15 protein-coding genes are annotated in these 20935 nt (G+C 71.1%); 5 read left to right on the top strand and 10 right to left on the bottom strand.

All coding sequences use genetic code 11. The annotated features are described in order from the left end of the window. From ffh to ACFVX4_RS30125, 5 genes are all read right to left on the bottom strand, one after another. On the bottom strand, positions 1-1548 hold the full coding sequence (gene ffh / locus ACFVX4_RS30145; RefSeq protein WP_389983087.1) for a signal recognition particle protein: 1548 nt from the start codon (positions 1546-1548) through the stop codon (positions 1-3). Between the two features lie 125 nt (positions 1549-1673). Then, complete coding sequence (locus tag ACFVX4_RS30140; protein ID WP_389983084.1) at positions 1674-4130, bottom strand: [protein-PII] uridylyltransferase; 2457 nt, start codon at positions 4128-4130, stop codon at positions 1674-1676. 28 nt (positions 4131-4158) lie between these two features. Beyond that, complete coding sequence (locus ACFVX4_RS30135) at positions 4159-4497, bottom strand: P-II family nitrogen regulator (RefSeq protein WP_266427193.1); 339 nt, start codon at positions 4495-4497, stop codon at positions 4159-4161. After that, positions 4494-5846, bottom strand: a complete 1353-nt coding sequence (locus tag ACFVX4_RS30130; RefSeq protein ID WP_389983080.1) for an ammonium transporter — start codon at positions 5844-5846, stop codon at positions 4494-4496. Before ACFVX4_RS30130 ends, ACFVX4_RS30135 begins: the two co-directional genes overlap by 4 nt. 370 nt (positions 5847-6216) lie before the next feature. Then, positions 6217-7692, bottom strand: coding sequence for a hypothetical protein (locus tag ACFVX4_RS30125; RefSeq protein ID WP_389983077.1), 1476 nt, complete (start codon positions 7690-7692; stop codon positions 6217-6219). A 425-nt stretch (positions 7693-8117) separates the two neighbouring features. On the opposite strand from ACFVX4_RS30125, the gene ACFVX4_RS30120 reads away from it, so the two are divergent. After that, a complete protein-coding gene (locus tag ACFVX4_RS30120; RefSeq protein WP_389983074.1) occupies positions 8118-8777 on the top strand; it encodes a bifunctional DNA primase/polymerase in 660 nt (219 codons plus the stop codon). Between the two features lie 90 nt (positions 8778-8867). Here the strand turns inward: ACFVX4_RS30120 and ftsY are convergent, their stop codons facing one another. After that, the gene (gene ftsY, locus ACFVX4_RS30115) at positions 8868-10079 is read right to left on the bottom strand and encodes a signal recognition particle-docking protein FtsY (protein ID WP_389983071.1); all 1212 of its coding nucleotides are present in this window, start codon (positions 10077-10079) and stop codon (positions 8868-8870) included. A 109-nt stretch (positions 10080-10188) separates the two neighbouring features. Here ftsY and ACFVX4_RS30110 point away from each other — a divergent pair, with 109 nt between their 5' ends. Together ACFVX4_RS30110 and ACFVX4_RS30105 are read left to right on the top strand one after the other, a co-directional pair. Continuing rightward, positions 10189-11604 (top strand): purine-cytosine permease family protein, encoded by a 1416-nt coding sequence (locus ACFVX4_RS30110; protein WP_389983068.1) that lies wholly within the window; start codon positions 10189-10191, stop codon positions 11602-11604. Positions 11605-11662: 58 nt separating this feature from the next. Next, entirely contained in the window at positions 11663-12649 is a 987-nt protein-coding gene (locus tag ACFVX4_RS30105; protein WP_389983065.1) for an LLM class flavin-dependent oxidoreductase, read from the top strand. Here the strand turns inward: ACFVX4_RS30105 and ACFVX4_RS30100 are convergent. The 4 genes from ACFVX4_RS30100 to ACFVX4_RS30085 all read right to left on the bottom strand — a co-directional run bounded on the left by ACFVX4_RS30100 (position 12646) and on the right by ACFVX4_RS30085 (position 19286). After that, entirely contained in the window at positions 12646-14064 is a 1419-nt protein-coding gene (locus ACFVX4_RS30100; RefSeq protein ID WP_389983062.1) for a sugar porter family MFS transporter, read from the bottom strand. The genes ACFVX4_RS30105 and ACFVX4_RS30100 overlap by 4 nt on opposite strands. Before the next feature lie 209 nt (positions 14065-14273). Further along, complete coding sequence (locus ACFVX4_RS30095; protein ID WP_389983059.1) at positions 14274-18011, bottom strand: AAA family ATPase; 3738 nt, start codon at positions 18009-18011, stop codon at positions 14274-14276. A gap of 340 nt (positions 18012-18351) precedes the next feature. After that, the gene (locus ACFVX4_RS30090; RefSeq protein ID WP_018551753.1) at positions 18352-18564 is read right to left on the bottom strand and encodes a hypothetical protein; all 213 of its coding nucleotides are present in this window, start codon (positions 18562-18564) and stop codon (positions 18352-18354) included. Positions 18565-19004: 440 nt separating this feature from the next. After that, on the bottom strand, positions 19005-19286 hold the full coding sequence (locus ACFVX4_RS30085; RefSeq protein WP_189545860.1) for an acylphosphatase: 282 nt from the start codon (positions 19284-19286) through the stop codon (positions 19005-19007). Between the two features lie 145 nt (positions 19287-19431). Here ACFVX4_RS30085 and ACFVX4_RS30080 point away from each other — a divergent pair, with 145 nt between their 5' ends. Continuing rightward, entirely contained in the window at positions 19432-20349 is a 918-nt protein-coding gene (locus ACFVX4_RS30080; protein WP_389983056.1) for a CAP domain-containing protein, read from the top strand. 76 nt (positions 20350-20425) lie between these two features. Continuing rightward, positions 20426-20818 (top strand): winged helix-turn-helix transcriptional regulator, encoded by a 393-nt coding sequence (locus ACFVX4_RS30075; protein WP_389983053.1) that lies wholly within the window; start codon positions 20426-20428, stop codon positions 20816-20818. Positions 20819-20935 lie beyond the last annotated feature (117 nt).

Here is a 20935-nt window from a genome sequence, read left to right as displayed (position 1 = left end):
TCAGCCCATGAACTTCTTGAACTCGTCCGGCAGCTCGAAGTTCTGGTCCTCCTGCGCGGGCAGACCGAAGGCGCCGCCCTGCGCCGCCTGCTCGCGACGGGCCGCCGCGGCCTGCTCCTCGGCCTTGCGCTTCATCGGGTTGCCGCTCTTGCGCTTGCCCTTGGCCTGCTTGACCTGCTTCTTCTGCCGGCCGGGGCCACCGCCCATGCCCGGCATCCCGGGCATCCCCGGCATGCCGCCGCCCTGGGCCATCTTCGACATCATCTTGCGGGCGTCGAAGAACCGCTCCACCAGGTTCTTCACCGCACTGACCTCGACACCGGAACCCTTGGCGATGCGGGCCCGGCGCGAGCCGTTGATGATCGTCGGCTCGGCGCGCTCCTTCGGGGTCATCGACTTGATGATCGCGGCGGTGCGGTCCACGTCGCGCTCGTCGATGTTGTTGATCTGGTCCTTGATCTGCCCCATGCCGGGCAGCATCCCGAGCAGCTTGGAGATGGAGCCCATCTTCCGGACCTGCTCCATCTGGGCCAGGAAGTCGTCGAGCGTGAAGTCCTTGCCCTTGCTGGACGCCAGCTTGGAGGCCATTTTGGCGGCCTCTTCCTGGCTGAAGGTCTTCTCCGCCTGCTCGATCAGGGTGAGCAGGTCACCCATGTCGAGGATGCGGGACGCCATGCGGTCGGGGTGGAAGGCGTCGAAGTCCTCGAGCTTCTCACCGTTCGACGCGAACATGATCTGCTTGCCCGTGACGTGGGCGATCGACAGGGCCGCACCACCGCGGGCGTCACCGTCGAGCTTGGAGAGCACCACGCCGTCGAAGCCGACGCCGTCGCGGAAGGACTCGGCGGTGTTGACCGCGTCCTGGCCGATCATCGCGTCGACCACGAAGAGGATCTCGTCGGGGCTGACGGCGTCGCGGATGTCCGCGGCCTGCTGCATCAGCTCCTGGTCGATACCGAGGCGGCCGGCGGTGTCGACGATCACGACGTCGAACTGCTTGGTGCGGGCGTACTCGATCGAGTCCTTGGCGACCTGGACCGGGTCACCGACCCCATTGCCCGGCTCGGGCGCATACACCGCGACACCGGCGCGGTCGGCGACGACGCTGAGCTGGTTGACGGCGTTGGGCCGCTGGAGGTCACAGGCGACGAGCAGCGGGGAGTGGCCCTGGCCCTTGAGCCAGAGGCCGAGCTTTCCGGCGAGGGTCGTCTTACCAGCACCCTGGAGACCGGCGAGCATGATCACGGTGGGCGCGGTCTTGGCGAACCGCAGCCGCCGGGTCTCGCCGCCGAGGATGCCCACGAGCTCCTCGTTGACGATCTTGACGACCTGCTGGGCGGGGTTCAGCGCCTGGGAGACCTCGACGCCGCGCGCCCGCTCCTTGACGTTGGCGATGAAGGCGCGGACGACGGGCAGCGCGACATCCGCTTCGAGCAGGGCGATACGGATCTCGCGAGCCGTGGCGTCGATGTCCGCCTCGGACAAGCGGCCCTTGCCCCTGAGGTTCTTGAAAGTCGCGGCAAGGCGGTCGGAGAGAGTATCGAACACGGCGCTCGTCGGTCCTCAGGGTCGGGGGCAAAGTGGATTCGGTACCCCAGGGTATCCGGCTCGGAAGAAACGATGACCCCTGCCCGGGAAATCCCGGGCGCAGTCCGCGTCGCGTGCTTTCCTCGTCACGCCCGCAGCGCGGCCTCCACCGCGTTCGCCACCGCGAGCGCCCGCTCCTCGGGCAGCGGCTTCCCGTCGGTGTCCGTGACGTAGAAGGCGTCCACCGCGTTCGCCCCCAGGGTCGACACATGCGCGCTGCGCACCCGTACCCCGCTCTGTTCCAGCGCCCGGCCGATCCGGTGCAGCAGTCCCGGGGCGTCCTGGGCCCGCACCTCGATCACCGTGGCCAGCCGGGAGTCGGCCGCCGCGACGGTCACCCTCGGCGGCGGCGCCTTCACCCCGCGGCGGCGCGGGTAGGCGGCCTCGCGTTCGGCGAGCCGGGCCCGGATGTCCAGTGAGCCGTCCAGGGCGCGTACGAGGTCGGCGCGGAGCCGGGTGGCCTGCGGCAGCGAGCCGTACTCGGCCGCGACCCGCCAGCTGAGCAGCAGCAGGTCCGCGGGCTCGCCCAGCTCGGTGGGGAGCTCCACGGCGCGCAGGTCGGCGGCGCGCACGGTGAGGCGGTGCAGGGCGAGGACGCCCGCCGCGGCGGGCAGCACGCCGGGCCGGTCCGGCAGGGCGATGTGGAGCTCGACGCCGACGGGTTCCGGTCCGCCGTCCTCGTTCGGGGCCTCGGCCTGGGCGCGAAGGGCGAGAACGGGTCCGCCGGTGCGCAGGGCCTCGACGGCGAGGCGCTCCTGTTCGGCACCGGGCGCGGCGGGTTCCGGCTCCTGCGGGGCCTGGCCGGCGAGCACGGCGGCGACGCGCCCCACGAGGTCGGCGACGAGGGAGGCGCGCCAGGCGGACCAGGCGGCGGGCCCGGTGGCGAGGGCGTCGGCCTCGGTGAGCGCGTGCAGAAGCTCCAGGGTGGCGGCGCTCCTGACGGCGGCGGCGACGGAGCGGACGGTCGCCGGGTCGTCGAGGTCGCGCCGGGTGGCGGTCTCGACGAGCAGCAGGTGGTGGCGTACGAGGGTGGCGACGACGCCCACGTCGTGCTGGTCGAAGCCGATCCGGGCGGCCATGTCCCGGGCGATGACCTCACCGGCCGCGGAGTGGTCGCCGGGCCAGCCCTTGCCGATGTCGTGCAGGAGGGCTGCGACGAGGAGGAGGTCGGGGCGGTGGACGCGGCGGGTGAGGGAGGAGGCGCGGACGGCCGTTTCGACGAGGTGGCGGTCGACGGTCCAGGTGTGGACGGGGTTGCGCTGGGGGCGGCAGTGGACTCGTTCCCAGTCCGGGAGCAGCCGGGTGATGAGCCCTTCGGCTTCGAGTGCCTCCCAGACCGGGACGGTGGCCTCGCCCGCGCCGAGCAGGGTGACCAGTTCCTCGCGGGCCTCGGCGGGCCAGGGCACCGGCAGCGGGTGCGCGGCGGTGGCGAGCCGGCGTACGACGTGGCGGGAGAGCGGGAGCTCGGACTGGGCGGCCGCGGCGGCGGCGCGCAGCACGAGCACCGGGTCGCGCTCGGGGCGGGCGGTGCGGGCGAGGACCACTTCGCCGTCGGCCTCGACGACGCCCTCGGCGAGCGGGGTGCGCTCCGGGGCGGCCGCCCTGCCGCCGCCCAGCATGGCGCGCAGCCGAGGGCGCACGGACCGGGCGCGCAGGACGCGGTTGACCTCGCGCCAGGTGACGTCGGTGGCGTACGAGATGGTGCGGGCGGCCTCGTAGACCTGGCGGAGCAGGGCGTCCGCGTCGAGCAGGCCGAGCTCGCCGGCGACCTGGTCCTGTTCCTGGAGGGCGAGGCGGTCGGTGGCGCGGCCGGTGGTGAGGTGGAGGGCGTCACGGGCGTCGAGGAGGACGCGGCGGGCTTCGGCGAGCCCTTCGCGGGGCGCGTCGGCGACCCAGGACGCGGCGACGGCGCGCAGGGCGGTGGCGTCCCGCAGTCCGCCGCGGGCCTCCTTGAGGTCGGGTTCGAGGAGAAATTGGAGCTCGCCCTGGCGATCGGCCCGTTCGCGGCAGAGCTCGTCGAGTGCGGGGAGGCGCTTGGGGGCCTGGTTGCGCCAGTCGGCGAGGATCGCGGTGCGCATCGCGGCGACGAGTCCGAGGTCCCCGGCGACGGGCCGGGCGTCGAGCAGTCCGAGCTGGACCCTGAGGTCCTCGCCGGCCGTCCTGCGGGCCTCGGCGGGGGTGCGTACGGAGTGGTCGAGGGCGAGGCCGAGGTCCCAGACCGGGTACCAGACGCGGTCGGCGAGGGCGGCGACGGCCGCGGGGTCGGCGTTCCCGTCGTGCAGGAGCAGCAGGTCGAGGTCGCTGCGCGGGGAGAGTTCGCCGCGTCCGTAGCCGCCGACGGCGACGAGGGCGGCGCCGTGGACGCCCGTCTGTCCCGCGGCGGCGGTGAACAGCGCCGTGAGCCAGTCGTCGGTGAGCGCCGCGAGGGCCGCACGGCGCGGCGGCCCGGACCGCGCCCCCTCCTGGAGGAGGCGCAGCCGGGCCGCCGCGTAGCCGCCGGGCTCCGGGTCTGCGGATTCGGTGGTCGTTCCGGTGCGCGTCACCCGGCTGCCTTTCGTTCGGGGGCGTCGGTCAGAGTGCGTCCGGGCCGCGTTCGCCCGTCCGTACCCGGACCGCGGTGTCGACCGGCACGCTCCAGACCTTGCCGTCACCGATCTTGCCGGTCCGGGCGGCCTTCACGACGATGTCGATGAGCTCTTCGGAGTCCTCGTCCTCGACCAGGACCTCGATACGGATCTTGGGTACGAGGTCGACGGTGTACTCGGCGCCCCGGTAGACCTCGGTGTGGCCGCGCTGACGTCCGTATCCGCTGGCTTCCGTGACCGTGAGGCCCTGGACGCCGAAGGCCTGGAGGGCCTCCTTGATCTCGTCCAGCCGGTGTGGCTTCACGACTGCGGTGATGAGCTTCATGCGTCCACCTTCTTCGTCTTCGCTGCTGCCGTGCTGCCCGGGGCGGAGCTCGTGGTGCGCGGGGCCGCACCGCCGCCCGCTCCGCTGAAGTCGTACGCGGTCTCGGCATGTTCGACCTGGTCGATGCCGGAGATCTCGTCGTCCTCGGTGACCCGCATCCCGATCGTCCGGTCCAGGAGGAAGGCCAGGACCGCGGAGGCGACGAGAGAGTACGCGAGGACTGCGAAGACGCCGACGGCCTGCTTGCCGAGCTGTTCGAGGCCGCCGCCGTAGAAGAGGCCCTTGGCCTCGGACTGGACGCCGCCGGTGGCGAAGAGGCCGACGAGGAGTGAACCGGCGACACCGCCGACGAGGTGGACGCCGACCACGTCCAGGGAGTCGTCGTAGCCGAACCGGTACTTCAGGCCGACGGCCATGGCGCAGAGCACACCGGCGATGGCGCCGACCGCGATGGCGCCGAGCGGGCTGACCGCGCCGCCGGACGGGGTGATGGCGACGAGTCCCGCGACCGCGCCGGAGGCCGCGCCGAGGGTGGTGAAGGAGCCGTGGCGGAGCTTCTCGTAGCCGAGCCAGGCGAGCATCGCGGCGGCGGTGGCGACCTGGGTGTTGACGAACATCACCGCGCCGACGCCGTCGTCGTTGCCGAGCCACGAGCCGGCGTTGAAGCCGAACCAGCCGAACCAGAGCAGACCGGCGCCGAGCATGACGAGCGGCAGGCTGTGCGGCCGCATCGGGTCCTTCTTGAAGCCGACGCGCTTGCCGATGACGAGGATCACGCCGAGCGCCGCCGCACCGGCGTTGATATGGACGGCCGTACCGCCCGCGAAGTCGATGACCCCCATCTCGTACAGCCAGCCGCCCGCGCCCCAGACCCAGTGGGCGACGGGGAAGTAGACGACGGTGACCCAGAGCGTGATGAACAGGGCCCAGGAGGTGAACTTGACCCGGTCGGCGAGGGCGCCGCTGATCAGTGCCGGGGTGATGACGGCGAACATCAGCTGGAAGACGGCGAAGACGTAGACGGGGATCGTGTAGCCGTCCCAGAGCTGGGTGATGCCGATCCCGCTGAGGCCGAGGTAGTCCGAGCTCCAGCCGACGACGGAGCCGATGTCGGTGCCGAAGGCGACGCTGAATCCGTAGAGCACCCACAGGATCGTGACGATCCCGAGGCTGATGAAGCTCATCATCAGCATGTTGAGGGTGCTCTTGACGCGGACCATGCCTCCGTAGAAGAAGGCCAGGGCCGGCGTCATGAGCATCACCAGGGCGGAGCAGATGAGCATGAACCCGGTGTTGGCGGCAGACAGTGTCGGGGTGTCTGCGGCAAGCGTCGTGATGCCTGGGGGCATCGGCGTCTCCTCGTCGTCGGTGCGGCCGCGTGCGGGCGATCGGTAGCGGCACCACGTGCGGGACCACTGGGGAAAAAGTGCGGGCCGGTTATGGCCATGAGATTCACCCAGCGCGGTTTCCGCCGATGCCGCACGGTGTTTCACGGCAGTGACGAAGAGGTCCGGTGTGTTACGTCGCCATGAACCGGCGGTGGCGCGACCGGCGCCGGGCCTGCCCTGCGGCCGTGGCCGCATACGGTGCGGTTACGACTCTTCCGTACGGGCACGGCAATGCGAACCGGCCACGCCGACCACCCGCTGACCTGGCAATTGGGGGAGCCGAAGTCGGTCTGTGCGGGGTGGTCGCCGTGGCCGGGGCCGGGGGTGCTGCTCAGACCACTTCCGCGGTCTCCGGCAGCTGCTCGGTGAGGAGATCGGTGAGCCTGGCGACATCGGGGATGGCCCCGAAGTCCCTGGCGGCGGTGTCGACGGTCTTGCGGAGCCGGGTGTTGACGCGCTCGGAGCGGATCTTCCTGGCGACGCGCAGGGCCTGCTCGGCCAGGACCGTGGACTGTTCGGGCTCGCGCTTGAGGAGGTGGACGGTGGCGAGGCCGATCAGGTTGAGCGCGTACGACCGCTGGTGCTCGTCGTCCTCGCCGAAGAGCTGGACGGCCTTCTCCATCAGGGGCTCGGCGAGCGTGGCGTACGTGGGGCTGCGGCCCGCCACATAGGCGAGGTCGCGGTAGGAGTGGGAGTTCTCGCCGTTGAGCTCGGCCTCCGAGAAGAAGCGGATCCAGTCGGGCTCGGGCTCGCCGTCGATCCCCACGTCGAGGAAGGTGTCCTCGGCCATCCGGACGGCTCGTTTGCACTTGCTGGGCTGGCCCATGTTGGCGTACGCGCGGGCCTCCATCGCGTACAGCATGGCCTGGGTGCGCGGGGTGGCGCAGTCCCGGCTGCCGTACTGCGCGAGGTGGATCAGTTCGAGGGCGTCGTCGGGCCGTCCGAGGTGGATCATCTGGCGGCTCATGCTGGACAGGATGTATGAGCCCAGCGGTTTGTCACCGGCCTCCTTGGAGGCGTGGAGCGCGAGGACGAAGTACTTCTGCGCGGTGGGCTGGAGGCCGACGTCGTAGCTCATCCAGCCGGCCAGCTCGGCCAGCTCGGCGGCGCACCGGAAGAGCCGCTTGGCGGTGGCCTCCGGCTGCGGCTCCTGGAGCAGGTCGGTGACCTCGTGGAGCTGTCCGACGACGGCCTTGCGGCGCAGTCCGCCGCCGCACTGCGCGTCCCACTGGCGGAACATCGCGGTGGTGGACTCCAGCAGATCGAGCTCGGGGCTGGAGAGCCTGGAGGGGCGGTGGGTCGCGGCCGGCGGTTCCGGTTGCGCGGAGCCGGCGGTGGAGACGGGCACCAGCCAGCGCTGCATCGGCTCGATGAGTGCGGGTCCGGCGGCCAGGGCGAGCGAGGAGCCGAGGAATCCCCGGCGGGCGAGCATCAGGTCGCTGCGGGAGAACTCGCTGAGCAGTGCGACGGTCTGCGGGCCCGCCCAGGGCAGGTCGACACCGGCCACGGACGGCGACTGGTGCGCGGAGCGCAGTCCGAGGTCCTCGATCGCGACGACGGCGCCGAAGCGCTCCGAGAAGAGCTCGGAGAGGATGCGCGGGATCGGCTCGCGCGGCTGCTCGCCGTCGAGCCAGCGCCGCACCCGGGACGTGTCGGTGCTGATGTGGTGGGCACCCATCTGGCGCGCCCGGCGGTTCACCTGGCGCGCGAGCTCGCCCTTCGACCAGCCGCTTCGCACGAACCATGAGCTCAATTGCCCGTTGGGCCGCTTGCCGGCATTCGAATCGCCTGCGCCGCTGCCACTCACTGGAACGCCCCCATCCCGCTGAATACCTGTCGCGCGAACCATTACCAGAATGCCCTGAGCCGATGCCGCCCATGCGGAGGGTGCGCACCATCAAACAGGAAATCGGGTTGCCTCCGGCATACCCATGGGCGCACATACTTCCATGGTTCGTGTACCGACGGTAATCCTACGATCACCCCCCGGGCGAGGGCGATTGCGGAAACGCCACCATTCGCCACCCCTTCGAATGAACGCCACCACCGTCGGGCGCGATTCACTTGACACACGGCGATCAACAGGGGGCGCAGTGATGCGCATCGGGGCGCGCGGGCAATGTCGCACAACCCCAAATACCACCGGCGCACTCCGGATCGACGGCGACGGCGGAACGTCACCACTCCGCCCCCCGTCGTAACCACCGGCGAGTCGGACCCGTTGGAGGGGGCATGGGCTTCACGATCGGCGGCATCCGCGAGATGCGCACCGGCTCACGGCGCCGTGGCCGGGCGGCCGGGTGCACGGCAGTGGCGGAGTACACGGGGCTGTGGGGCTGGGCCGTCGCGCCGGGAGCGCGGGCCGCGGCCGGCCGCTGCTCGTGCGGAGAGGCGGACTGCCCCTCCCCCGGCGCCCATCCGCTGGACTTCGCCCCCGAGGTCCCCGCGGGCGCCACGCTCGACGCGGCGGCCGACGCGTGGGCGCAGGTGCCGGGTGCCTCGATGCTGCTGCCGGTGGGCCGCGCCTTCGACGTCCTCGATGTCGCCGAGGCGGCCGGGCGCCGGGCCCTGGTGCGGATGGAGCGGATGGGGCTGCCGCTCGGCCCGGTCGCGGTGACCCCGGCCGGACGGGCGCAGTTCTTCGTGGCCCCGGGCGCCGCCGCCGAGCTCCCGCAGCTGCTGTACCGGATGGGCTGGGACGACGCGGGCCTGGATCTGCGGGCGCTGGGGCCCGGCTGCCACATCACCGCCCCGCCGTCCGACGAGGGCGGCCTCGGCCCGGTCCGGTGGCTGCGCCCGCCGGTGCTGGACACGGCGGCCGCGCCGCCGCAGGCGCGACTGCTGCTGGGCACGCTGGCGTACAGCTGCCATCGCGCGCCGCTGTGCGGCTGAGCACGCCGACGCCCGCACCGTCCCGTAACGCCGAAGAGCCCGGCCGCAGCTGCATCATGCGGTCGGGCTCTTCGGGTGCGGCGCGAGGCGTCAGTCGCCGATCAGGGCGTCCACGAACGCCTCCGGCTCGAACGGGGCCAGGTCGTCCGGCCCCTCGCCGAGACCGACCAGCTTCACCGGCACGCCCAGCTCGCGCTGGACGGCGATGACGATGCCGCCCTTGGCGGTGCCGTCCAGCTTGGTGAGCACGATGCCGGTGATGTCCACGACCTCGGCGAACACCCGGGCCTGCACCAGACCGTTCTGTCCGGTCGTGGCGTCGAGGACGAGCAGGATCTCGTCGAGCGGTCCGTGCTTCTCGACGACCCGCTTGACCTTGCCGAGCTCGTCCATCAGCCCGGTCTTGGTGTGCAGCCGTCCGGCGGTGTCGATGAGGACCACATCGGCGCCCTCGGCGATGCCTTCCTTCACCGCGTCGAAGGCGATCGACGCGGGGTCGCCGCCCTCGGGGCCGCGCACGGTGCGGGCGCCGACGCGCTCGCCCCAGGTCTGGAGCTGGTCGGCGGCGGCCGCCCGGAAGGTGTCGGCCGCGCCGAGCACGACGCTGCGGCCGTCGGCGACGAGCACCCGGGCCAGCTTGCCGGTGGTGGTGGTCTTGCCGGTTCCGTTGACGCCTACGACCATCACGACGCCGGGGGTGTCGAGGCCGCTCTCCGTCTTGACCGCACGGTCGAAGTCGGTGCCGAGCAGGTTCAGGAGCTCCTCGCGCAGCAGCGCGCGCAGCCCTTCGGGGGTACGGGTGCCGAGCACGCGGACGCGCTCGCGGAGCCGCTCCACCAGTTCCTGGGTGGGCGCGACGCCGACGTCGGCGGTGAGGAGGGTGTCCTCGATCTCCTCCCAGGTGTCCTCGTCGAGGTTGTCGCGGGACAGGAGCGTGAGCAGCCCCTTGCCGAGGGAATTCTGCGAGCGGGCGAGCCGGGCGCGCAGCCGCACCAGACGGCCGGCGGTGGGCTCGGGCACTTCGAGGGCGGGGGCGGCGGGCGCCTCCGGCTCGACGGCCTCGGGGGCCTCCTCGGCGGGAGCCCCGGCCTCGGGGGGGCCGACCTCCTCGATGGTGCGGCGCGGTTCCTCGCGCGGCGTCTCGGCTTCCTCGCCGACATGGGGCTCGGCGGGAGGAGTGATGGTCGGCGTGCTCGACGGTGCCGGGGGCAGCTGCTTCTTCTTGCGGCTGCTGACCACGAGCCCGCTGATCACGCCGACCGCGACCAGGGCGATGACTACAGCAAGGATGACGAATTCCATAACCCACCCAGTATCAGTCACGTCCGCCCGAGGGGACCGCCCCGAAGGATCACCCGAGTATCCCATTGGCCGTTATGCACCTTTTGGCGGTAAAGGTACGATCCTGCCCGTGGAGACCCGTGGCCTGGAGCCCGTCCCCGACAACGAGCGCACCGGCCGGGTCCGGACCCTCTTCCCCACCTGGGTCGGCGCGAACCTGACCGTGCTCCTCCTCACCGTCGGCGCGGGGCTCGTCGTCTTCAACGGGCTGAATCTCTGGCAGGTGCTGGCGGTGGCGGCCATCGCCTCGGTGATCGGCTTCGGGCTGGTCGGCCTGGTCTCGATCGCGGGCAGGCGAGGCGGGGCGCCCGGCATGGCGCTCTCCCGGGCCGTTTTCGGACAGCGCGGCAATCTGCTGCCCGGCGCGCTGACCTGGGTCGCCCGCTGGGGCTGGGAGGCCGTGAACGCGGTCACCGGCACCTACGCGGTACTCGCCGTACTGAATCTGCTCTTCGGCATCACGGGCAGCCACCGCATGACCCTGGTGACCCTGCTCGCCTTCGTGGGGTGCAGCTGGCTGGTGTCGGGGCTGGGCATGGGGGCGCTGCGGGTGTGCTGCACCTGGTCGGCGTATCTCTTCGGCGGCGTCAGCGTGCTCGTACTGGTCCATCTGATCGACGCGACCGACTGGCGGGACGTGCTGGGCAGGCCCGCCGGACCGACGGCGATGATGATCGCCGGGGTCGGCACCCTGGCGGCGGGCGGTATCAGCTGGGCCCCTTCGGGCCCCGACTTCGCCCGCTACCTGCCGCACACGGCGTCAGGCCGGGCGATGGTCGGGGCGACCGTGGGCGGCGCCGGGGTCGTGTATCTGCCGATGGTTCTGATGGGGGCCGTGATGGCGGTCGCCGAGCCGGGGCTGGCCGTCGCCCGCGACCCGGTCGCATTCGTCGGCCCTCTGCTGCCCGACTGGCTCTCGGTGCCGTATCTGGTCTTCGTCGTGGCCGGCATGGTGCTGATCAACGCGATGTCGTTGTATTCGGCCGGTTTCACCGCGCAGACACTGGGATTCCCGGTCCCCCGCACCTGGGCGGTCGGCGTGAATGCCGCCATCAGTCTTTTCCTGGGCGCGTCACTGATGCTCGCGGCCGCGGGTTTCCTGGATTCCTTCATCTCCTTTCTGACGCTCCTCGCCGTGACGTTCTCCGCATGGATCGGGGTCTTCGGCGTGGATCTGCTGCGGGGTCGCGCGTACGATCCGGTGGCACTCCTGGACACCTCGCCGACCAGTGCCTACTGGTACACCGGAGGCTTCGCCGTGCCGGCCGTGGCCGCGTGGGCCGCGGGTCTGGCGACGGGGCTGCTCTTCACCGGCGTGCGGTGGTTCACCGGGCCGCTCGCCACCACCTGGATCGGGCGCCAGGGGCTGGGCTGGGCGGCCACGACCGCCGTCTCCGCCGCCCTGTACGCGGCCCTGCCGCGTTCCGCCGGACGGGCCCGGGAGGACGGCGGCGAGAGCGGCGACAACGCACCCCTACACTTCTGACGCTGCGTCAGCTACTGTCCCGGCTCGCCGAGTCCGCCCGTCGATGGGGACAAGTCTCATGGCCTTCACTGTGGTCCGGTTCAATCTCGTCGATCCCGACGCCACCCCCGAGTCGCTCTCGGCCCGCTACCGCGCCGCGCTGGAGATGGCCGCGTACGCCGACGAGCACGGCGTCGACACCGTGCAGACCGAGGAGCATCACGGCGCCGCCAACTCCTGGCTGCCCTCCCCCTTCGTCTTCGCGGGCTCCGTCTTCGGCACCACCCGCCGGATCGCGGTCACCGTCTCGGCGATCATCGGCCCGCTGCACGACCCGCTGCGGCTGGCCGAGGACATCGCGGTCCTGGACCTGCTGAGCGCCGGCCGGCTGGTGACGGTGGCGGGGATCGGCTACCGGCCCGAGGAGTACGAACAGGCGGGCGTCGAGTGGGGCAGGCGCGGCAGGCTCCAGGACGAGCTCCTGGAGACGCTGCTGCAGGCATGGACCGGCGAGCCGTTCCCGTACCGGGGCCGTACGGTCCGCGTCACGCCGCGCCCGTACACCCGGCCGCACCCGCTGCTGCTGGTGGGCGGCAGTTCGCGGGCGGCGGCGCGGCGGGCGGCCCGGTTCGGGCTGCCGTTCTTCCCGAGCGCGCATCTGCCGGAGCTGGAGGCGTACTACCAGGAGCGGCGGACCGAGTTCGGGACCGACGGCTTCTGCATGATGCCCGCCGCCGAGACACCGCTGCTGCATGTGTCGGAGGACCCGGACCGGACCTGGGCGGAGTACGGCGAGTACTTCCTGCACGAGGCGCGCACGTACGCCTCCTGGCAGTCCAAGGACATCCGCTCCGCCGTACGTTCGGCGGCAACGACGGTGACGGAGCTGCGGGCCGAGGGGGTCTACCGGGTCCTCACCCCGGACGAGTGCGCCGCGGCGGTCGCGGAGCTGGACAGCCTGGTGCTGCATCCGCTGTGCGGCGGGATGCCGGTCGAGGAGGGGTGGCGCAGTCTGCGGCTGTTCTGCGAGGCGGTCGGGACAGCCCTTAGGGTGCGCCGGCTCTAGCCCATCTCCTCCAGCGCCTTGCCCTTGGTCTCCTTCACGAACTTGAGCACGAAGGGGATCGAGAGCGTGGCGAAGCACGCGTAGATGATGTACGTGCCCGACAGGTTCCAGTCGGACAGGCTCGGGAAGCTCGCGGTGATCGCCCAGTTGGCGATCCACTGCGCGGAGGCGGCGACGCCGAGCGCGGCGGCGCGGATCTTGTTGGGGAACATCTCGCCGAGGAAGACCCAGACGACGACACCCCACGACAGGGCGAAGAAGAGCACGAACACATGGGCCGCGACGAGCGCCACGACGCCCTGGGTGCTGGGCAGTTTGCCGTCGACCAGGTCCGCGGAGAAGGCCCAGGCCTCGAAGGCGAGGGCGATGGCCATACCCGTGGAGCCCGCCAGCGCGAGCGGCCGGCGGCCCACTCGGTCCACCAGGACCATCGCGATGACGGTACCGATGATGTTGATGATGGACGTGGTGAACGACCAGAAGAACGAGGCGGTCGGGTCGATGCCGACGGACTGCCAGAGCGTCGCCGAGTAGTAGAACGCCACGTTGATGCCGACGAGTTGCTGGAAGACCGACAGACCGATACCGACCCAGACGATCGGCAGGAAGCCGAAGCGGCTGCCGAGCAGGTCCGCGAACCTGGACTTGTGCTCGCGGTGCATGGCGGTCTCGATCTCGGCCACCCGGGCATCGAGGTCGATGCCCTTGCCCTCGACCTCCTCCAGGATCTTCCTGGCCCGGTCCTTCTTGCCGATCGAGATCAGGAACCGCGGCGACTCGGGGATCGCGAAGGACAGGAGCCCGTACAGGAGGGCCGGGACGACCATCACGCCGAGCATCCACTGCCAGGCTTCGAGGCCGCCGATCTTGCCGCGCTGGTCGCCGTCGGCGAGCTGCAGGATGCCGTAGTTGACCAGCTGGGAGATGGCGATGCCGATGACGATCGCCGCCTGCTGGAAGGAGCCGAGCCGGCCGCGGTAGGCGGGCGGCGAGACCTCCGCGATGTACGCCGGGCCGATCACCGAGGCCATCCCGATGGCGAAGCCGCCGATGATGCGCCACATCGCCAGGTCCCAGAGCGCGAACGGGAGCGCGGAGCCGACGGCGCTGATGGTGAAGAGCACGGAGGCGATCTGCATGCAGCGGATACGGCCGATGCGGTCGGCGATGCGCCCCGCGGTGGCCGCGCCGATCGCACAGCCGATCAAGGCGATGGCGATGACCTGGGCGAGCGTTCCCGAGCCGATGTCGTAGCGGCTGCGGATCGCCTCGACGGCGCCGTTGATGACCGAGCTGTCGTAACCGAACAGGAAGCCGCCCATGGCGGCGGCCGCGGTGATGAAGATGACATGGCCGAGGTGGTCCGGGTGGGCCGCTCGGGCTCCGGACGGCGGTCCCTGCGATGTGCTGGTCACATGAACTCCTGATGCCTGGCCGCGTCGTCAGGTGCGGGGGGCGAACTCTTCCAAGTGGCGCATAACTTCTCTACTGCCACCACTTGAAGGTAAAAACGACGTCGCAGACACTATTCATTCATGTTCCGAAGTCAATATCCGGGACCTTTCGCACATTCACTCAGAGATACCCAAAAAGTACGTTGAAATCTTGAAGATTGAGTAAGGCTTCAGCGCAGGCGCTGGCTGATGACCTTGGAGACACCGTCGCCCTGCATCGAGACGCCGTACAGCGCGTCGGCAACCTCCATCGTCCGCTTCTGATGCGTGATCACGATGAGCTGCGAGCTCTCCTGGAGCTCTTCCATGATCCGGATCAGCCGCTGCAGATTGGTGTCGTCGAGCGCCGCCTCGACCTCGTCCATCACATAGAACGGGCTCGGCCGGGCCTTGAAGATGGAGACCAGCAACGCCACCGCCGTGAGCGAGCGTTCGCCGCCGGACAGCAGCGAGAGCCGCTTGACCTTCTTGCCGGGCGGCCTCGCCTCGACGTCCACACCGGTCGCGAGCATGTTGTCCGGGTCGGTCAGGACGAGCCGGCCCTCGCCGCCCGGGAAGAGCCGCGAGAAGACGCCCTCGAACTCACGGGCCGTGTCCCGGTACGCCTCCGTGAACACCTGCTCGACCCGCTCGTCGACCTCCTTGATGACCTGTATCAGATCGGCGCGGGTCTTCTTCAGGTCTTCGAGCTGCTCGGAGAGGAACTTGTGCCGCTCCTCCAGCGCCGAGAACTCCTCCAGGGCGAGCGGATTCACCTTCCCGAGTTGCTGATACGCCCGTTCGGCCGACTTCAGCCGCTTCTCCTGATCGGCCCTGACGAACGGCTTCGGCCGGTTGCGCGGATGCTCCGGGTCCTGCGGCAGCTCCTCGCCCTCCGCGCCCGGTGACGGCGGTACGAGCTGGTCGGGGCCGTACTCGGCGGCCAGCCCGGCCGGCTCGACGCCCAGCTCCTCCAGCGCCTTCGCCTCCAGCTGCTCTATCCGCAGCCGCTTCTCGGCACCGAGCACCTCGCCGCGGTGGACGGAGTCGGTGAGCTTGTCCAGCTCGCCCTTGAGCCCGCGGCCCCGGCCGCGCTCGGCCGCCAGCTCCCGTTCCCGCTCCGCCTTCGCCGCCTCGGCCACGACCCGCTCCCGCTCGGCCCGTACGACGGACACCTCGACATGCGCGAGCAGCTGACGGGCACCGGACGCGACGGCGGTGGCCACCGCCACCTCGTGCCGCAGCCGGGCCCGGCGCCGCTCGGCGCGGGCGCGGGCCTCCCGTTCGGCGCGGGCGCCCCGGTCGAGGGAGTCCGCCCGGCCCGCGAGCGCCTTGACCCGCTCCTCGTGGGTACGCACCTGGAGGCGGGCCTCCATCTCGGTCTGGCGGGCGTTGGCACCGTCGGCGGCGAGCCGGTCCCGCACGGAGGTGTCCGGCTCCTCCTCGACCGGCATCTCCTCGGCGACGAGCAGCCGCTCGGCCAGCTCCTCGGCCTCCTCGGTCGCCCGGTCGAGGGCCTCCTGGGCACGGGCGGCCGACGCGGTCGTCCGGTCGGCCTCGCCCGCCGCGCCACGGGCCTGCCCGGCCAGCCGCCCCAGCTGCTGGGACACCCCGGACTTCTCCCGCTCGGCCGCCCGGCGCCGCTCCCCGAGCTCCTCGACCAGCCCGGCAGCGGCCCGGCGCCGCTCCCCCGCGAGTCGCTGCGCCTCGGTCAACCCGGCGCACCGCACGGCCAGTTCCTCCAGCTGGGCGGCGGCCTCGTCGACCGAAGCCTGTACTTCGAGGAGGCTCGGTGCCCCGGCGGAACCGCCGTGTGCGAAGTGGGCCGAGAGGGTGTCCCCCTCGACGGTCACGGCCGTCAGCTCCGGGTGTACGGCGACGAGGTCCTCGGCGTCCTCCAGGGTGCCGACGACCACCATGTCCCGCACCAGCCTGCGTACGGCGCCCATCAGTTCGACGGGCCCGCGGACGAGATCGGCCACGGCGGGCGGTCCTGCTGCGGGCCCCCCGCTCACGGCAACGGCCGCGGCATGAGCGGACACGAGCGCCCCATCCACCTCGCCCGACCCCTGCACCTGTCCGGGTACGTGCACAGCAGCCGCATCGGTACCACCAGCAGACGCATCCGTACCACCACCAGCGCCACCACCAACAACGGCGGCAACACCGGCACCATGGGCACCTCCCTGATCAGGGACTCCGGCGCGCCGCACCCCGCCCAGCAGCAGCGCGGCCCGCCCCGCGTCCTGCTTGCGCAGCAGCCGGATCGCCTCCGCCGCCGTGGCCGGGTCCGTCACCGCGACCGCGTCCGCCGCCGCGCCCAGTGCCGCCGCCACCGCCACCTCGTGCCCCGGCGCCACCGTCAGGAGTTCCGCGGCCGGGCCGAGCAGGCCGGACAGCTGGTCCTGCGCGCCGAGCAGCGCGCCCGTGCCGTCCTTGCGGCGCAGGCCGAGGGCCAGCGCCTCACGCCGGGCCGCGACCGCCGCCCGCTTCCGTTCTGCGGCGGTGACCGCCTCCCGGGCCGCGGAGAGCGCCGCCTCCGCCTCCGCGAGCTCCCGCTTGGCGGCATCGTGCTGCTCGCCGAGCTCCTGGTCCCCGGCGTCCAGGCCCTCGACCTCGGCCTTGAGCTGTTCGTACTCCTCCTGGGCAGCGACCGCCCGCTCCCGCGCCTCGTCCCTGGAGGCGGCCAGCCGGTCGATCTCGGCCTGCGCCGAACCGGCCCGGCCGCGGGCCGCGTTGACCTGGCCGTTCAGCCGGGCGAGCCCTTCACGGCGGTCCGCGATGGCGCGGGCGGCGTCCTTGAGCCTGCGCTCCTCGGCCGCCAACTCCCGCTCCAGATCGGCGCGGTGGGCCGCGGTGTCCTCCAGCGCGTGCTCCGCGGCCTCCAGTGCGGCCGTCAGCTCCGCCTCCTGCTCACGGATCCTGGCCGCCTCGCGTTCCATGTCCTCGGGGTCGCGACCGCGCCGCTCCTCCTCCTCAGGAGCGGCGGCGCTCTTCACCCGGGCGTCGGCCAGCGAGATCGTGCCGCGCACCCGCTCGGCCAGCTGGGACAGCTCGTACCAGGTCTGCTGTGCCCGCTGGAGCCGCGGTGCCAGCCGTCGCACCTCGTCCTCCAGCTCCGCCTCGCGCGCCAGGGCCGCCTTGAGTTCCGCCTCCGCGGCCTCCCGGCGCTGCTTGAGCGCCGCTTCATCGGCGATCTCGCTGCGCAGCGCCGTGCGCAGCCGCACCAGGTCGTCGGCGAGCAGCCGCAGCTTGGCGTCGCGCAGATCGGCCTGGATGACGGCGGCCCGGCGCGCCACGGCCGCCTGCCGGCCGAGCGGCTTCAGCTGCCGCCGCAATTCGTCGGTGAGGTCCTGGACCCGGGCGAGATTGGCCCCCATCGCGTCCAGTTTCCGCAGCGCCTTCTCTTTCCGCTTGCGGTGCTTGAGCACACCCGCGGCTTCCTCGATGAACGCGCGACGGCCCATCGGATCGGCGTGGAGCACGGAGTCCAGCTGCCCCTGACCGACGATGACGTGCATCTCGCGGCCGATGCCGGAGTCCGAGAGGAGTTCCTGGATATCCAGGAGCCGGCAGGTGTCGCCATTGATCTGGTACTCGCTGCCGCCATTGCGGAACATGATCCGAGTGATCGTCACTTCGGCGTACTCGATGGGCAGTGCGCCGTCGGAATTGTCGATGGTCAGCGATACTTCGGCTCTGCCGAGCGGCGGCCGCCCGGTGGTACCGGCGAAGATCACGTCTTCCATCTTGCCGCCGCGCAGGGATTTGGCGCCCTGTTCCCCCATGACCCAGGAGAGCGCGTCCACCACATTGGACTTGCCGGACCCATTGGGGCCGACGACGCAAGTGATGCCGGGTTCGAACCGCAGCGTCGTGGCGGAGGCGAACGATTTGAAACCACGCAGGGTCAGGGCCTTGAGGTGCACGCCGCCGGACTCTACCTTTCGCTCTCGGTTTCGCTGATGAAGGTGCAGGGCACATCAGACGTTAAGGGAAGGGGTGTACGCCGGGGGCGGGTCCCACACAGGTCCGGGCGGTAAAGAATCCGGACGGGAAAAGAAAGAAGGGACGCCGAAGCGCCCCTTGTAAATCTTGTGCGGTGTTACGTTACGTGCGGTGTTGCTGGTGCAGCTGCGCATGACGGATCAAGGACATGTCACGAAGGTGACAGATCAAGAGCAGTGATCTTCAATGATCCGGCGACGATCCGGGTGATGATCTCGGACGGCTGACGCGTACAGCCCGACCGGCCCCTGGGGCCATCGGTCAGGTCAGCGCAGGCTCCGCCTGAGGTACGTCGATGTCGATGCTGTCGAGCAGCGACTCTTGGTGCTGGGCGGCGGCGTTCAGCGCGTCGTTCTCGTCCTGAATCCGTACGAGCTCGGATTCGAGATCCTGGACGCGCTGCTGGAGCCGTCGCATCTCGGCGAGGAGTCGCGGGTCGGAACCGCCGACGTAACCGAGAAGCGCCTTTGCCATGATGGATGGTCCTCCACACTGAGTGACCGACCGATGCGGTGTGGGTCGTGAGGGAATCGCACCCGCGGTGCTCGGCAGTGCTCTGTCGTCACTGCTGTTCTGCTGCCAAACAGCTCTGCCAAACAGCTAAGGTGCGCGGGGATTTCAGCGTCTCACCAAAAACTTTGACGGTCAACACGATCACGCCCTGTAGAGGCGGGCAGCCCAGGGGCGCGCGGCTCGACGATCATGCGGCGCGACTCTCCTGCGGGGGCCCTGCGGGGCGTGGAGATCATCCTTACTGCCGCAGCCTGGCACGGTAACCGAATCTTGGCAACCACCCGGTCATTCCGCAGGTCATTTCATGTGTACGCAGATGAGCGCCCCGCCCGGCAACGCCTCGCCACACTTCGAACACGGTCCGAACACGGCCTGTTTCGCACCCCCGGGCGGGACCTGGATCAGCGGATCGCGAAGCCCTCGTAACCACCGCGCGGGGTGTCCCATATCTCAGTGACTCCGTCGACGCGTCCGGGTGTGTCGTCCGAGCGCAGCCAGTCCAGCAGACGGTGGCAATTCTCCCGCCGCCCCTCGGCGACGACCTGCACCCTGCCGTCGTCGAGATTGAGGGCGAAGCCGGTGAGGCCACCGATCTCCAGAGCGTTTGCCCTGGTGAACCAACGGAACCCCACTTGCTGCACTCGGCCGCGTACCCAGGCGGTGAGTCGTACTTCTTCGTTCATGCCCGAACGCTAACCGGCCAATTGCTCTGGGAGCACTTCCTGCCGTGAGGCCATGGCGTACAGTCCCGACGCAATGGCCTCACTCGAACGGGTGAGGCGTGTTGACGCCCGAAGAGGCGCCCAGACCGTCAGAAGGGCTCAGCAGATGGGACGCCACCGACGCTCCGCCGCAGCTCCGGCCGCGGAGGACCACGCGGCGGGGAGCGCGGGCCGGAACCAGGGCGGGCACCGCCGGAAGCGGTCCGGGGCACCGGTCCGTACGGGACTGGTCGGCGTCTCCGCGGCCCTTGCCGTGGGAGCCGTGGCGGTGGCCTCCGGCCTGCTGCCCGGCGGCGACACCCTCACGGGCGGCGGTGGCGCCGCCGACCAGGTGCGTGCCGAGGGCTCACCGGATCTGCTGACCCAGGGCGGTTCCACCACCGCCCCGGCCGATCGCGGCACCGCGTCCGCCCCGGCCAGCCGCGGCATCGGACGGGCCGAGGGCCCGACGAGGGCGGAGTCCCCCACCGGTTCCCCCGCGTCCCCTTCGAAGACGTCCGGGCTGGCCGAGCGAACGAAGCAGTCCCCCTCGACACCGTCGGAGCAGGCTTCGGCCGGGACCGGGAAGAGCACCGCCCCCGCCGCCGAGACGTCGTCGGCCGCGCCGAAGGCCCCTTCCTCGGCTCCCGCCACTCGCAGCGCCGCGGCCCCGACCACCCAGTCCGCCGTGCTCGCCCTGGTCAACCAGGAGCGCGCGAAGGTCGGCTGCAGCCCGCTGACCGCCAGTGCCTCGCTCGCCTCGCTCGCCCAGGACTTCAGTGAGGACATGGCCGCCCGCGGCTTCTTCGACCACACCGACCCCGATGGCCGGACCCCCTGGGACCGCGCCTCGAAGGCCGGTATGCCGGGCCTCGCCGCCGAGAACATAGCCCGCGGCCAGGCCGACGCGCAGGCCGTGATGGACTCCTGGATGAACAGCGCCGGCCACCGGGCGAACATTCTCAACTGCGACTACAAGACGCTCGGCGTCGGTGTGCACTACGGCTCCGGCGGCCCCTGGTGGACCCAGGACTTCGGCTTCTGACCCGCACCCCGGACAGCGCTCACCCGGGGAAAGCGCGCTCCTGCGGTGAGCGCTGTGCGGGCGTACGCTGCTCGATATGGACGAGAAGACCCGTCTGGACGCGCTCGCCTTCGATGTGTTCTCCAGACAGTGCCCCTCACGCGGCACGCTGGAGCATGTCACCGGGCGCTGGGGCAGCCTGACGCTGGGAGCGCTGTACGAAGGCGGCTTCCGCTTCAACGAGCTCCGTCGCCGGGTCGACGGGGTGAGCGAGAAGATGCTCTCCCAGACGCTCCACGCCCTGGAACGGGACGGTCTGGTCCACCGCGAGGCCCAGCCGACCAATCCGCCGCGCGTCGACTACGAGCTGACGCCGCTGGGCCGGCAGGTGGCCGAGCGGCTGCTCGCGCTGATCGAGCTCGTCGAGGGCCGGATGCCCGAGGTGCTCCGGGCCCGTGAGCACTACGACGAGACGCACCCCACGCCTTAGAGGCTGTCGGGTGACCTCGGACCGGAAAAGCGGACGCGGTCTGGTGCGTGCGGTTCCAAGGCGGAGGAGGGAGGCGACGCGGAGCGTCGTCGACCGACGACAACGCGGGAAGCGTGC

The organism is Streptomyces sp. NPDC058240 (assembly GCF_042882135.1).
Classification (GTDB): Bacteria; Actinomycetota; Actinomycetes; order Streptomycetales; family Streptomycetaceae; genus Streptomyces.
Note: the sequence above shows the minus strand (reverse complement) of the source record. Positions and strands in the feature narration are given on the sequence as shown.

Bases quoted from the DNA above. Each gene is read 5' to 3' on its own strand.
- ACFVX4_RS30120 (WP_389983074.1), top strand. From the start codon at position 8,118: ATGGGCTTCACGATCGGCGGCATCCGCGAGATGCGCACCGGCTCACGG.
- ACFVX4_RS30080 (WP_389983056.1), top strand. From the start codon at position 19,432: ATGGGACGCCACCGACGCTCCGCCGCAGCTCCGGCCGCGGAGGACCAC.
- ACFVX4_RS30135 (WP_266427193.1), bottom strand. From the start codon at position 4,497: ATGAAGCTCATCACCGCAGTCGTGAAGCCACACCGGCTGGACGAGATC.
- ACFVX4_RS30090 (WP_018551753.1), bottom strand. From the start codon at position 18,564: ATGGCAAAGGCGCTTCTCGGTTACGTCGGCGGTTCCGACCCGCGACTC.
- ftsY (WP_389983071.1), bottom strand. From the start codon at position 10,079: ATGGAATTCGTCATCCTTGCTGTAGTCATCGCCCTGGTCGCGGTCGGC.
- ACFVX4_RS30085 (WP_189545860.1), bottom strand. From the start codon at position 19,286: ATGAACGAAGAAGTACGACTCACCGCCTGGGTACGCGGCCGAGTGCAG.
- ACFVX4_RS30130 (WP_389983080.1), bottom strand. From the start codon at position 5,846: ATGCCCCCAGGCATCACGACGCTTGCCGCAGACACCCCGACACTGTCT.
- ACFVX4_RS30075 (WP_389983053.1), top strand. From the start codon at position 20,426: ATGGACGAGAAGACCCGTCTGGACGCGCTCGCCTTCGATGTGTTCTCC.
- ACFVX4_RS30105 (WP_389983065.1), top strand. From the start codon at position 11,663: ATGGCCTTCACTGTGGTCCGGTTCAATCTCGTCGATCCCGACGCCACC.